This is a genomic window from Pseudoduganella sp. GW821-FHT12E03, assembly GCF_058807115.1.
This window is the reverse complement of the sequence record NZ_JBXAQJ010000011.1, coordinates 242,609-257,452: the sequence shown is the minus strand read 5'-3', so window position 1 is coordinate 257,452 and position 14,844 is coordinate 242,609. Positions and strand designations below refer to the sequence as shown.

Genomic DNA, 14,844 nt, shown 5'->3' with positions numbered 1-14,844 from the left:
GACGCCCCGGACGCTAAAGGGATGACTCCCCTGGAGACGATACGGGTGCTTAGAACGCCATGTCGGCGCGCACCGAGAAGTAGCGCTGGTAGTCGCGCGCCGGCATCCAGTTGGTGATATTGACGGCCGCCACCGGATTCGGCGCCTTGGCGCTCCAGGTGCCGTTCACCAGGCCGTTGGACAGGTTGGTCGCGTAGGACTTGTTGAACAGGTTGTTGACATTGAAGGTCAGCTTGAATTTGTCCTGCTTGTCCTTCAGACCGGCGCCCAGGTTAAAGATGCCGTAGGCGCGCTGCACCGTCATCGGATCCTGGTTCAGGTTGAACTGGGTGGCGCTCTGCCAGCGGTACGCCGCCGTCACGAAGTAGTGATACGCCCCCTCGGTGCGGATGTCATGCTGGCCACCGAGGTTGAACTTGAACTTCGGTGCGTTGGGCAAGGTGGCGCCGGCCAGGTTGGCCACGTTGGTGTTGTTGTACTTCGGGTTCGGCGCGCAATTGCCGCCCGGGACCGTGCCGGTGCCCGCCGCGTTCAACACGCTGTAGCAAGGACCATTCTCGAACTCGGTGACGGTAGCCTGGGTATAGGCGAACGCGCCGTTCAACAGCAAGTCACGGGTGACACGCCAGTTCAGGTCCGCCTCGACACCCTGGGTCCGCAGGCTGCCGATACTGTGCAAGGTGGTGCGGAAGATGCCGTCCGGGTCGGTGAAGCCGGCCGATTGCTGGAAGCCCTTGAATTCCGTACGGAATACCGCCAGGTCCAGCGACATGCGGTTGTCCAGCAGGCTCATCTTCATGCCGGCCTCGATGTTCTTCGCATCTTCCCCCGGCACCGGCTGGGTCTTGGCGATGGCGGCGTTGAACGAGCTGGTCAGGTCATAGGCCTTGCCCTTGTGACCGGTCGAATACGTCATGTACGCCATGGTGGCCGGATCGACGCGGTGTTCCAGGCCGAGGCGGCCGCTGACCTTCTTCTCGGTGTCGTCGCCCCGGAACGATTCGGTCAGCACGCGCGCCGTTGCCGGCGGCGGCGCATAGCGGCTGAAGGTGTAGCCAGTGTCTTCCTGGTTGTAGCGCAAGCCGGCAATGATGCTGGTCCTAGGTGTCAGGTCGAAGGTGCCCTGGCCGAAGATGCCGTAGTTGGTGTTGTATGCGGTGGCGCCGTAATCGGTGACATAGGTGGTAACCGGGGCCCGGGTCAGTTCGCGCGCCAGTTCATTGTTGCCATACCATAGCCCGGCCACATAGCGGATCGCGCCCTTCTCCGGCGACGTCAGGCGCAATTCCTGGGTCTTGGATTTCACGTCGAACAAGCCATACTGGAACAGGCCGCCAGTAAAACCGGTGGGCTTGCCGCCGATCAGGGCCAAGCCCAGCACGTCGCTGTCGGTGCCGTCGCCATCCTGGTAATCGCGCATCTCGTAATGCGACCACGACGTGACGGAGGTCAGCGTGTGTTTGGCCAGGAAGCCGTCATCGCCGAACGCGTAGCTGACCTTCAAGCCGGCGCCCACGTCGCGCGCACTGCCGCCTGCCGGGAAATCGTTGCGGACCGACACATTGCCCGGGCCTGGCTGTATGCCCTTGAGCACCTGCGAGGCCGGCATATAGCTGCCGGCCGCATAGGTGGTGCCATTGTTCAGGTTGTACACGGCGCCGGCCATGTTGGACATCGAGCTCAGCGGCATCACGCAGCAATTCTTGGTGAACTTGCTGGCGCGCGGCGACAACGCCACGGTCCAGTTGTCATCCGGCGTCCACTCGAATTTGCCGGAAAAGTTGGTGTTGCGCGACCCATTGAGGTTCTTGCCATCGCTGAGGTTTTTCACGACCCCGTCGTGGCTGGTCTTGCCGACCGCCAGGCGCATCCGGGTGGTGTCGCTGGTGGCGCCGGAAATCGATGCGCCGGCGCGCCATTCACCGTCACTGGTCATCAGGGTCGACGCCTTGGTCTTCCAGATGCTGTCGATGGGTTTGGTGGTGATATTGACCGCGCCCGCGATCGCGCTTTTGCCGAACAAGGTGCTTTGCGGGCCTTTCAGCACTTCAATGCGGTGGACGTCGGCCAGGTCCTTGAACGCATTGGCCTGCATCGCGTACGGCACGTCGTCAATGATGATCGACACGTCCGATTCCACGCCGATGCCCAGCGAGAACGTGCCGATGCCGCGCATGTTGATGCTGTAGTTGCCGGGCTGGGTGCCGTACGACACGCTCATGGCCGGCGACAGCGCCGGCAAGTCGTCAAAATCCTTGACGTTGGCGCGCTGCAGGGTTGCATCGTTCAAGACCGTGATGGCCATCGGCACGTCTTGCAGGTTTTGTGCGCGCTTGTTCGCGGTCACCACCACGGTTTCCAGCTTGACCTCATCTTTGGCGGGCGGGTTGGTTTCCTGGGCCTGGGCCAGGCTGGCCAGCGCCAGCGCCACGGCGACCACCACCGGGCGCACCACCAGTCCAGCGTGATTGTATTTATTGGTATTCACAGCTACTCCTCCTGTTTGGAATCTTACACACGCTTGCGCCTTGGAAACCAGCGGCAGCGCAGCTAGGTTAACGTTATCAGTTCTGGTTTTAAAAATTGCGGCCCCGCTGCCGCATTCGATGTGATAACGATACCACTCAATCACACACGAACTCAAGCTTTTTTACTGGCTTCACATGAAAAAGCCACAGGGCATGGCCACGCCGCCTTATTTCGACACGCTGACCTTGACTGGCGCCGCCACCCGCGCCGCCATATTGTCCACGTATGTTTCCCACGCCTGCGCATCCGGGAAATCGCCGCCCTTGCTCCAGGCCGCGCCCAGGTAATACACAAAGGCCTGTGCCGGCCGCGCCTGCGCCAGCGCCAGGTAGTGGCCGTTTTTCACGGCATAGCCGCCCGCGCCAGGCACGATCACGGCGCACGCATTGCTGCCATGGTCCCCCATCGCAGGCTCCCAGTAGCTCATGGCATGGGGGCTTTGCCGGTAGCGGCCCTGCCCTTCGCGCTGCACGATGCCCACGCCGATGTTCAGCGGCGCGGGATGGGGCGTGACAAAACTGCTTTCGACCCGGCTGAAGTTGCTGCCCGCATCCAGGCTGACGCGGCGGGTCTCCGCCACTGGCCGGCCGGAGGCATCCCAGGCGTCATACTTTAATTCAAACACCGCGCGCAACGGGCCGTCCGCCAATACTTTCCAGCCGATGAAATTGCCGGACGTGTGCAGGGTTTCGCCATCAAACACGCCCAGGCCGCCGCAGCCGCGGGTCTTGCCGACGTGGTAAAAGTCCAGGCCTTCGCCCTTGTCCTTGTGGTATTCGCCGCCCCGGTACCAGGCATCCTGCACCAGTTTATGGCTGGACTTCGACCACACGTCGATGCCGCTCGACACCAGCAATTCCTTCGGATCGAGCATCACAGCCGGGCCATAGGTGCGGTGCGCCACGCGGTCATTTTCCCAGGCGAAGTCATCGAGCCGCTCCGGTACGAAACGCGCATGGGCGCGTGACACCACCGGCGGCACCGCCGGCAGGCGCTTGCGCGGCACCAGCAGGAAGCGGCGGCGCTCGCCCGGCGCCAGGTCGGTCTGGAACAGCAGGCTGTCGCCGACCAATTGGATCGGCAGGATCCGCGAGGTCAGCGCATCCATCACCGCCACATCGCCGGGATAGGCAATTTCCACGGTTTCTTCCAGGCGGCGCAGCGTCGTGTCATTGCTGACGGTGACCACGCGCGGCGCCCCGCCCTGTTCCAGTCCCATACGGTACAGCTCGCTACCAGCCAGCAGGAACGCGCCCACGGCAAACACATCGGTCGATTGCGGGTCGAAGAAGCGCGGGTCTTCGCCGATCGGTTGCACGTGGATCAGCTTGCCATCGGCATTGACGTGGCCGGCCAGCGCCTGCCAGGCGCGCTGGACCACCGGCGCATAGTGATCGCGCGGCAAGATGCCCTGGTTGACGCCCCACGCCAGCGCATAGGTGTACAGCGCGGTACCGCTGCTTTCCCGGTTGGTGTACGTGACCGGATCGAGCAGGCTGGAACGCCACAAGCCATCGGCTTGCTGCAAGCCCGCCAGGCGCGCCGCCATTTCACGGTATTGCCGGACAAAGCGCGCGCGTTCCGGATGGTGTTCCGGAATGTATTGCAGCATGCGCACCAGGCCGCCCATCACCCAGCCGTTGCCGCGCCCCCAGAACATTTTCTTGCCGTTGGCTTCGCGCTTGTCAAAGAAACGGCTGTCGCGGAAATACAGGTGTTCTTCCTTGTCGTACAGGTAATCCGAGGTTTTCCACCACTCCGCGATGGCGAAGTCCAGGTAGCGCTGGTCGCCGGTGGCGGCGGTCAGCCGCGCCCACGCCGGCGGGCCCATGAACAGCGCGTCGCACCACGCCCAGCGCTGCTGCACGCCGGGGGTCTTCCAGTTCAGCGAGCCGGGACGGGGAAATTCCAGCATGTGGTCGAACTGGGCGCGCAGCGGCGCGATCATGCGCGGATCGCGCATGTGCAGGTACAGTTCCGCATACATCTGGCCGACCACGTAGTCATCGGCATGGAACATGCTGGGGCCCGCCTTCCAGCGCTCCTTTTCGCCCACCGCGCGCATGGCTTCGCGGTATTTATCGCTGCCGGAAATGCCGGCCAGCGCCATGAAACCGGTATCGCCGACACCCTCGGTCCAGTCGTCGAGCGGATAGCCGGTCGGGTGCGCCAGTTGCCAGTCAGCCACTTTTTCCATGGCAGCCAAGACGGCATGCGGGGCAAAGACCGATACCTCGGCCACCTGCGCCGGCGCGGCAAACACCGGCATGGTGAACATCGCGGTGGCGCCGGCCAGGCACAGGCTGGCGCACAGGGTGGCCAGCGGCAGCGGGCGGCGGGAAATTCGTTGTGAGGACATGACAAGCATCCTTAGGTGAGTTGGCGCGGCCGGGCATCAACCCGGAAGAATAGGTTAACGATACCACATCCATTTCAGAAGTCATCCCCCGGAACATGGATTCCAATTAAATATGGTAACGCTACCTTATCGGCATATAAAAAATGGCGCGGCGCCAGTCACACGCCGCGCCGGCGGCCTGTCAGCCAGCGGCGCGCTTGCCCCGGCCGCGCCTGGTGGCCGAGACGGGTTCCGGCGCCGGCCCGGTCGATTCGCGCACCAGGAATTCACTGGGAAATTCAATCCGGTGGCGGCGGCCCGGTTCCCCCCGGATGCGCCGCATCAATTCCTGCACGGCGGCATGGGCCATCGCCTCGAACGGATGGCGCAAGGTCGTCAGCGCCGGATGCACCAGCGCGGCGGCGGGTATATCGTCGAAGCCGATCACGGACAAGTCTTGCGGTATGCGCAATCCTTTTTCGCGCGCCGCGTTCATGCAGCCCAGCGCCATGGTGTCGCTGGCGGCAAAGATCGCCGTGGGCGGGTCGGCCAGGGCGAGCAAATGGCGCCCCGCTTCCAGGCCGGACAGCTGATCGAAGTTCCCCTGGTAAATCAGTTCCGGATCCAGCGCCAGGCCCGCATCGGCCAGTGCCGCGCAATAGCCCCGCTCGCGCAAATCGCTCTGGCCGGTATACACCGTGCCCCGGATGAAGCCGATGCGGCGGTGGCCCAGCTCGATCAGGTGCGATGCCGCATCGTGGGCGCCGTTGACGTTGTCGCCCCGTACCACGGGCAACGTGGTTTCTTGCTTGAAGTAATTGATCAGCACGATCGGGCTGGTGCTTTTTTCCAACGTTTCCAGGTAATCGTCGGTCATGCGCGGCAACACGTACAGTAAGCCATCCCACAAGCCATGCAACATCTGGCTGACGCGCTTGCCCTTGCCATCGCCCATGTCGCCCAGCGAGTTGTAGATGAACAAATCCATCTCGACCTTGCGCACTTCTTCGCTCAGCGCCGTGACGAACGCGTTGACCACGGCCGACGACAAGTCATTGACCACCACCCCGATCACACCGGTCTTGCCGCCCTTCATCATGCGCGCCACCGCGTTCGGCGCATAGCCCAGTTCCTTGGCGGCGGCCTGCACCTTGACCTTGGTTTCCTCCGACGCGTAGCCTTCGCCGCTCATCGCGCGCGACGCCGTCATCACGGAAACGCCCGCCAGCTTGGCCACATCCACCAGTGTTACCCCGGCTTTTTTCTTCATTACCATCCTTTACGCTGTGGTTTTCCGTTAACGATATATATATTGTACCGGCATCGGACCGGATGCCAGGACAATACACACCGGGTGAACAGCCCGCCACGACATCAATCTGTTGCCAGGAAGTTACAATCAAGCTATCGTAAAGGTTGATTAACATCCAAACGCCAGCCCACCATCCGACGTTCACAACCGGAGTTGTGCAGTGATCCGTGCCCTGGAAAATATCGCAGCGCAGCCCCGGCTGGGCTGGAGCCTGGCGCTGGCGGCGACGCTCGCCGTCACCCTGGCCGCCGCGGCCGGCAGCCACGCCGTCCACGAGCGGGAACGCCAGGCACTGCTGGACAATGCGCTGCGGCGCCATGCCATCGAAGCCATGTCGCTCACGCTCGATGGCAACCTGATGGGCGCCATCGCCATGCTGGGATTGATCCAGCCCACCATCAAACAGGAAAGCATCGGCCAGCTTCCCCCCAATACCGCCGGGGTACAGCAAATGCTGGGCAGCGTGGGCCGCGCCTATGAAGCGCAAGGCCTGTTCGTGGTCGGGCTGGATGGCCAGGTGAAATCCTCGTGGGACGATAGCGGCAAGTCGTCCACCGGCCTGCAAGTGAAGTTCCGCCCTTATTTCGAAGCCGCCATGCGCGGCCGGGAAAATGTGTACGCCGCCATCAGCCTGGCGCGCGACGAACACGCGCTGTATTTCGCCGCGCCGGTCTACCCGGACATGCTGCGGGGCGGCAACCCCGTGGGCGTCGTGGTGGCCCGCACCGGCATGGAACAGGTCAACCGCCTGCTGGCGTCGACCGGCTATACCGCGCTGCTGCTGTCGCCGCAGGGAGTGGTGTTCGCCAGCAACCGCAAGGAGTGGCAGGGACGGCTGGCCGGCGCCGTGACGGCGCAGCGTACCGATGACATCCGCGCGCTGCGCCAGTTTGGCAAGTTGTTTGAGGCGCGCCCGCCGGTCAGCCTGCCATTCGACCCGCTCGCGCGGGTGGCAACGTTCGACGGCGCCCGCCATGCCATCGCGTCCGCTCCCGTCAACTGGCACGATCCGGCCGGGACCTGGCAACTGGTCTTGCTGGAAAACCTGTCGGCAACCATCGGGCCCGGTCCGGTCGTCCGCGATGCGCTGGCGGCGGGTGCGGGTGCGCTGCTGCTTGCGTTGCTGCTGCTGCGGATGCTGCGCAGCCGCGCCGCCCTGCGCCAGTCGTCGGCCCAGCTGGAACTGGTGGCGCGCGAACAGGAAGCGCGCAGCGAACGCAAAATGGCGTTGGCGCAAGTGGCGCTGCGCCTGCAGCAGGCCGATGGCCGCGACGAGGGCATCACGGTCTTCCTGGGCGAATGCCATCACCTGTTTGGCGCGCTGCAAGGCGCCGTGTATGGCGTGGAAGGCGACAGCCTGCAACTGCTGGGCAGCTATGCGGCCGGCGCCGCGCCCGAACGCATCGCCATTGGCGAAGGCTTGCTGGGCCAGTGTGCGCGCGAACGCCAGCCCCGGATCATCGATACCCATGAACAGGGAGGCGGACCATGGCTGATCCAGTCGGCCCTGGGCGCCGCCGCGCCGGCGGCCGTGCTGCTGGCGCCGGTGCTGCTGCAGGCGCGCCTGCTGGGCGTGGTCGAAGTGGCGCTGCCGGCGCCGCCGTGCCCCGCCACGTTGAAGCAATTCAACGCCGTGGCGGACTTGCTGGCGGTCCACCTGCAATTTGCCCGCCGCACCGCCCGCGCGGCGCAGCCCATGCCGCAGTGTCAACGGCCATAAGGAGAGCCCGTGTCCCGATTCCTGCAAAACCTGGAAAAGCTCAGCCTCGGCATCAAGCTGGCATTGGGCTTTGGCGGCAGCCTGTTGATCACCCTGGTTTTTGGCCTGCACTACATCAATACCCATGCGCGCCTCGGCAACGAAATGCTCAACCTGTACCGCAACGATTTACTGGGCATTTCCGCCGCCAAGGACACGCTGATTCATTTTTCCCAGCGTGGCCGCGCCTTGCGCCAGGCGATCCTGGCGCCGGACAAGGCCAGCCGCGAACAGGCGCTGGTACTGGTGGCCGATGCGCAAAACCGCCTGAACGCGGCGCTGGAAGAATTGCGCCCCCGTATCCTCAAGGATGAAAACAGGAAGAACCTGGCCGACTTTGAAGATGCCTATGCCAGTTACCGCCAGCGGGTCGGCGCGGCGATCGCCTTCCTCAAGGAGGGGGACGTGGAACAGGCGCGCGCCATCGTGTCGGACCAGGATTTCCAGAATTACGGCCTGAGGGCCAACGATGCGCTGAACCGCATCACCGAACTCAAGGAAGAAAACGCGCGCCGCCAGGTGGAGGAAATGCAGGCGCTGGCCATTGATGAGGCGCGGCTGACCTATGCATCACTGGCGCTGAGCCTGGCCATGGGCGTGGCGTTCGCGCTGCTGGTGGGGCGCTCGGTCCGGATGCCGGCCAGCCGCCTGCGCGCCGCGGTGGAAGCGCTGGCGCATGGCGATCTGGGGCACGCGGTGCCATTGACGGATTACCCGAATGAAATCGGCCAGTTGGCGCGCTCCATCGAAGTGCTGCGGACCGAAGCCATGAAGGTCGATGCCCAGCGCTGGATCAAGGCCAACCTGGCCGCGCTGTCAAATGAATTGCAAACCGCCGACAGTGTCGCCGCACTGGCCGACCAGACCCTGGCCAGCCTGGCGCCGCTGCTCAATATCGGCCACGCGGCGTTTTACCTGCACGATGAAGCGTCCGGACAATTGCAGCTCACGGCCGGCTACGCATTCCGCGGCCAGCCAGGCGCACAGCCCGGCATCGCGCCCGGCGAAGGCCTGGCCGGCCAGTGTGCGCGCGACCGCAAGCCGGTGATTTTCCGCCAGCCGCCGGCCGACTACCTGCGCGTGAGCTCGGCACTGGGAGGGATGGCACCGGCCAGCATTGCGATCCTGCCGGTGCAGCGCAACGAGCGCCTGCTGGGCGTGATGGAACTGGCGACCCTGGAACCGTATGGCGACAAGGCGCAGGCGCTGATGGACGGCGCGCTGGTGATCATCGCCATGAACCTGGAAATCATCGAACGCAACCAGCGCATGCACGCGCTGCTGGAAGAAAACCGCCGCGCCAACTTCCTCACCGACATCGCGCTGGAATTGACGGAGAGCGGCTACTGGGTGGTCGATTACAACGATCCGGAATACTACTTCCAGTCGGCGCGTTCGGCGCAGCTGCTGGGCGAAGCCGCCAAACCGGACGGCCGCTACCACCTGGCCACGGAGTGGCTGAACCGCATGGAGCAAGCCGACAGCGCCGTGGCCAGCGCCACCTGCCAGCGCTACCAGGACACGCTCGACGGCAAGTACGAGATGTACGACGCGATCTACCCATACCGCCGGCCGAACGATGGCCGCGTCATCTGGCTGCACGCATTTGGCCAGGTGGTGCGCGACGAAGCCAGCGGCAAGCCGCTGTACATGTATGGCGCCTACCAGGACATCACGGCGCAACGGAACAGCGAAGATGAACTGCGCGTGGCCAAGGAACAGGCGCAGGCCGCCACCCGCGCCAAGAGCGATTTCCTGGCCAACATGAGCCATGAAATCCGCACGCCTATGAATGCCATCATCGGCATGAGCCACCTGGCGCTGCAGACCGACCTCGATAAACGCCAGCGCAATTACGTGGAAAAAGTGCACCGCGCCGGTGAAAACCTGCTCGGCATCATCAATGACATCCTCGATTTTTCCAAGATCGAGGCGGGCAAGATGGCCATCGAGCACATCGACTTCGACTTGAACGACGTGATGGACAACCTGGCCGGCTTGGTCGCGTTCAAGGCCGAAGACAAGGGCCTGGAATTGCTGTTCCAGCTCGGCGCCGACGTGCCGATGTCGCTGGTGGGCGATCCGCTGCGGCTGGGCCAGGTCCTGATCAACCTGGCCAACAATGCCGTGAAGTTCACGGAAAACGGCGACATCATCATCGGGGTGGAAGCCATCGCCGCCGACACTGCGTCGGTGGAACTGCACTTCTGGGTCAGCGACACCGGCATCGGCATGACGGAGCAGCAGGCCGCCAACCTGTTCCAGTCCTTCAGCCAGGCTGACGCATCGACCACGCGCAAGTTCGGCGGCACCGGCCTGGGCCTGGTGATTTGCAAAAACCTGCTGGCCATGATGGACGGCAAAATCTGGGTCACCAGCACACCCGGCCAGGGTTCCACCTTCCACTGCCACGCGCGCTTCGGATTGCAAGCCAACCCGCGGCCGCGCCGCATGTTCCGCGCCGACGAACTGGCCGGCATCCGCGTGCTGGTGGTCGATGACAACGCGTCGGCGCGGGAAATCCTGTCGACCATGGCGCGCACCTTCGGCCTGGAAGTGGATATGGCCAACAATGGCCGGCAAGCCATTGAGCTGGTCGGCAAATCCGAACAACAGCAGTTGCCGTATGACGTGATTTTGATGGACTGGAAGATGCCGGGCATGGACGGCATCGAAACCGTGCAGCAGCTGCAGAGCACGGGGCTGGCGCACCTGCCCGCCGTGATCATGGTCACGGCCTATGGCCGCGAAGAAGCGCTGACGTCCGCGGCGGGGCGCGGCGTCGCACTGCATTCGGTGCTGACCAAGCCCGTCACACCATCAACCCTGCTGGAAGCGGTGGGACAGGCGCTGGGCAAAGGCGTCATCGTGGAAACCCACGCCAGCGGCAAGAACCAGCAATACAGTGAAGCCATGGCCAGCCTCCATGGCGCCCGCGTGCTGCTGGTGGAAGACAACGACATGAACCAGGAGCTGGCGATGGACTTGCTGGCCAAGGCCGGCATCACCGTGGTGCTGGCCACGCACGGCCAGGAAGCGCTCGATATCCTGGCCGCCGATCCGCAATTCGACGGTGTGCTGATGGATTGCCAAATGCCCGTCATGGATGGCTATGAAGCCACGCGCGCCGTGCGCGCCCAGCCCGCGTTCGACCGGTTGCCGATTATCGCGATGACCGCCAATGCCATGGCGGGCGACCGGGAAAAAGTGCTGGCGGCGGGCATGCAAGACCATATCGCAAAACCGATCAATGTGGCGGACATGTTTGCCACGCTGGCGCGCTGGGTGCATCCCTCCGGCGCCGCCGCCCCGCCCCCGCCGTCCGCGCCGCAGCCGCCGCAGCAGCCACTGCTTCAGCCGGTGGCGCCGGGCGGCATGCCGCTGCCGCCGCTGCCCGGCATCAATACCCACTCGGGACTGGCGACGTCGATGGGCAACGAGGCGCTGTACCGCCGCCTGCTGGCGAAATTCCGCGACGGCCAGGGCGGCTTTGCCGCGCAGTTTGCCGCCGCGCTGGCCGACGCCGATCCCGCCGCCGCCACCCGCGCCGCCCACACCTTGAAAGGCATGGCGGGCAATATCGGCGCCAGCGGCGTGCAGGCTGCGGCGCAAGCGCTGGAAACAGCTTGCGGCAACCGCGTGCCGGCGGACCGGTTGCCGCCGCTGCTGGCCGCGATAGAGGCGGAACTGGCGCCCGTGATGGCGGGCCTGCAGGCGCTGGCGGCCCCGGACGCGGCGGTGCCGCTGACCGGGCATGCCGGGCATGCCGGGAATGCCGGCGCTGGCGTCCCGCAGCCGGCGGTGGACCCGGCCGCGCTGCAAGGCCATGCGGGGCGCCTCAAGGCCCTGCTGGCCGACAGTGATTCCGAAGCGGCCGACTTGTGGGAAGCGCAAATCGACTTGTTCAAGGCCGCCTGGCCACGCCACTGGCGCCGCATTGAAACCGGTTTGTCCGACCTGGACCTGGACGCGGCGCTGGCCGCGCTCGACGAAGCAATGAGTGAAGGAGCAGCCGTATGAACGTGGAACTGATCGCCAGGAAAACCATCCTGCTGGTGGATGACGCGCCGGACAACCTGGTGCTGATGAACGATTTGCTGAAAGACCTGTACAAGGTCAAGATCGCCAACAGCGGGGAAAAAGCCTTGCGCATCGCGCAAGCGAGCATGCCCGACCTGATCCTGCTCGATATCATGATGCCGGAAATGGATGGCTATGAAGTGTGCCGCCGCCTGAAGGCCGATTCCGCCACGCGCGACATCCCGGTGATCTTCCTGACCGCGAAAGCCGATGCGGAAGCCGAGGAAATGGGGTTGTTGCTGGGCGCGGTCGATTACATCACCAAGCCGATCAGCCCGGCCGTGTGCCTGGCGCGCGTGCGCAACCATTTGCTGCTGAAAGACAGCGCGGACTTCCTGCGCGACAAAAACCAGTTCCTGGAAAACGAAGTGTTTTCACGTACCCAGGAAGTGATGGCGATCCAGGACGTGACGATCCTGGCGATGGCGTCGATGGCGGAAACGCGCGACCAGGAAACCGGCAACCATATCCGCCGCACCCAGTATTACGTCAAGGCGCTGGCCGAACACCTGAAGCCCCATGCGCGCTTTGCCGCCACCCTGACCGACACCTACATCAACCTGCTGTTCAAGTCCGCGCCGCTGCACGACATCGGCAAGGTCGGCATTCCGGACCGGATTTTACTCAAGCCCGGCAAGTTCGAACCGCACGAATTTGAAATCATGAAAACCCATACCACGCTGGGGCGCGACGCCATCGCGCATGCGGAAAAAGCGCTGGGCATGACCATGCCCTTCCTGTCGCTGGCCAAGGAAATCGCCTACGGGCACCAGGAGAAATGGGACGGTTCCGGTTATCCGCAAGGGCTGGCCGGCGACCACATCCCCATATCCGCGCGCCTGATGGCGGTGGCCGACGTCTACGACGCGCTGATCAGCCGGCGCGTGTACAAGGAAGGCATGCCGCACGAAAAGGCCGTGCAAATCCTGATCGATGGCCGCGGTTCGCACTTCGATCCCGATATCCTCGATGCGTTTATCGCACTGCAGGATGAATTCCGCGCGATTGCCGCGCGCTTCCACGATTCCGACGCCACCATGGCGGAGAAAAAGGAACAGGTTGAACGCATGACGGGAGGCGGACAGTGAGTGCACCCGTGTCCTGGCTGGCCTCCGGGCCATCGATGGCTTACCTGCGCCAGCTGGAACAGTCGGCCTACCTGATTGTCGACGACTTTGATTCGATGCGGCGCATCACCATCAACCAGTTGCGGCAACTGGGCGCCAAGCGCCTGTTTGAAGCCGCCAATGGCGCGGAAGCGCTGCGGATCATGAAGGCGGAGCAGATCGACGTCATCATCTCGGACTGGAACATGCCGGTGATGACGGGACTGGACTTGCTGCTGGCCGTGCGCGGCGATTCGAAATGCGCGGCCATCCCGTTCATCATGATCACGGCCGAGGCGGAACGGCAGCGGGTGCAGCTGGCGGTCGACGCGGGCGTCTCGGAATTGCTGGTGAAGCCGTATTCGGCGGCGCTGTTCGCCGACCGCCTGGAACGCGCCATGACGCGCATGCCGCCCCGGCCTGCGGCGGCGCGGGCCGACGCCATCAGCCGTGCATCCGGCGCCGCCGCTGCTTCTGCCGCTGTTTCTGCTTCTGCTTCCGCTTCCGCCACCAGTGCTGTTGCGGCGGCAATCCCGGCGCCGGCCGCGCCAGCGGCGAGGCAGCCCTTGCCCGCCGCGCCGGCGCCGGCCACCGAACCGTCACGCCCGACCATCCTCGTGGTCGACGACACGCCCGACAACCTGCACCTGCTGTCGCGCATGTTCAAGGATGAATACCGCGTCAAGATCGCCCACAACGGTGAAAAAGCGCTGTCCCTGTGCCATACGGACACGCCGCCGGACCTGGTCCTGCTCGACATCATGATGCCGGGCATCGATGGCTTCGAAGTGGCGGCGCAGTTGCGCGCCCACCCGTCATCCGAACACATTCCAATCATCTTTGTCACGGCGCTGGCCGACGACGCCAGCCGCCTGCGCGGCATGGAACTGGGCGCCGTGGATTTCGTCACCAAGCCGATCGACCCGGACGCGCTGCGCCTGCGGGTACGCAACTTCATGCGCTACGTCAGCCTGCACCGCGAATTGCAAGCCAACTACGACAGCATGCTGGAAACCGCGCGCCTGAAGGAAGACGTGGAACACGTCACGCGGCACGACATGAAAGGCGCGCTGGCCGCCGTGATCGGCCTGGTGCAGGGGCTGGCCGATGGCGCGCAGTTGCCGCCGGACCAGCTGGAACAATTGCTGCTGGCCGAACAGGCCGCGCTGCAAGCGCTCGACATGATCAACCTGTCGGCGGAAATCTACAAGATTGAAACCAGGCGCTTTGTGCTGCAGCCGCAGCCCGTGCCCATCGCGCAAATCCTCGGGCGGCTGACCGCGATGGCGGACACCACGTACCGGGCGAATCACGTGGCGGTCAGGTTGGTGCTGCCGGATAACATGCCTCCCGCCGCCTTGCTGGCGTGGGGCGACCCGATGTTCTGTTATTCGCTGTTCCAGAACCTGATTAAAAACGCCTGCGAAGCGGCCCCGCCCGGCACACCGGTGACGGTCACCATCAGCAAGGGCGATCCGATGTCGGTCACCGTCGCCAACCAGGGCGTGGTGCCGCCAGCGATCCGCGAGCGCTTCTTTGACAAATTCGTCACGTCAGGCAAGCACGGCGGCACCGGCCTCGGCACCTATTCCGCGCGGCTGCTGGCCGAAGCGCAGGGCGGCGCGATCGCCATGCGGACCAGCGATGCGGACCATGCCACGGCGGTGACGGTCACCTTGCCGCAATTGCCACGCTGATCCGATGGCGCATGGCCGCATGC

At 64.4% G+C, this 14,844-nt stretch carries 7 protein-coding genes; 4 read left to right on the top strand and 3 right to left on the bottom strand.

Going from position 1 to position 14,844, the window contains the following annotated elements:
* Window positions 1–49: 49 nt before the first annotated feature.
* From AC1RRC_RS26180 to AC1RRC_RS26170, 3 genes are all read right to left on the bottom strand, one after another.
* Window positions 50–2,488, bottom strand: coding sequence for a TonB-dependent receptor (locus tag AC1RRC_RS26180; RefSeq protein ID WP_493058539.1), 2,439 nt, complete (start codon window positions 2,486–2,488; stop codon window positions 50–52).
* A gap of 207 nt (window positions 2,489–2,695) precedes the next feature.
* Window positions 2,696–4,888 carry a glycoside hydrolase family 88 protein gene (locus tag AC1RRC_RS26175; protein WP_493058538.1) on the bottom strand — a complete coding sequence of 731 codons (2,193 nt, stop codon included), beginning with the start codon at window positions 4,886–4,888 and terminating at the stop codon, window positions 2,696–2,698.
* Between the two features lie 181 nt (window positions 4,889–5,069).
* Window positions 5,070–6,137 (bottom strand): LacI family DNA-binding transcriptional regulator, encoded by a 1,068-nt coding sequence (locus AC1RRC_RS26170; protein ID WP_493058537.1) that lies wholly within the window; start codon window positions 6,135–6,137, stop codon window positions 5,070–5,072.
* 202 nt (window positions 6,138–6,339) lie between these two features.
* Between AC1RRC_RS26170 and AC1RRC_RS26165 the strand changes: the two genes are divergently transcribed.
* The 4 genes from AC1RRC_RS26165 to AC1RRC_RS26150 are packed head-to-tail and all read left to right on the top strand — an operon-like array spanning window position 6,340 to window position 14,821.
* Window positions 6,340–7,899 carry a GAF domain-containing protein gene (locus tag AC1RRC_RS26165; RefSeq protein ID WP_493058536.1) on the top strand — a complete coding sequence of 520 codons (1,560 nt, stop codon included), beginning with the start codon at window positions 6,340–6,342 and terminating at the stop codon, window positions 7,897–7,899.
* A gap of 9 nt (window positions 7,900–7,908) precedes the next feature.
* Window positions 7,909–11,958 carry a response regulator gene (locus tag AC1RRC_RS26160; protein ID WP_493058535.1) on the top strand — a complete coding sequence of 1,350 codons (4,050 nt, stop codon included), beginning with the start codon at window positions 7,909–7,911 and terminating at the stop codon, window positions 11,956–11,958.
* A complete protein-coding gene (locus AC1RRC_RS26155; protein WP_493058534.1) occupies window positions 11,955–13,106 on the top strand; it encodes a response regulator in 1,152 nt (383 codons plus the stop codon). Before AC1RRC_RS26160 ends, AC1RRC_RS26155 begins: the two co-directional genes overlap by 4 nt.
* Entirely contained in the window at window positions 13,103–14,821 is a 1,719-nt protein-coding gene (locus tag AC1RRC_RS26150) for an ATP-binding response regulator (protein ID WP_493058533.1), read from the top strand. Before AC1RRC_RS26155 ends, AC1RRC_RS26150 begins: the two co-directional genes overlap by 4 nt.
* The last annotated feature ends 23 nt before the right edge of the window (window positions 14,822–14,844 follow it).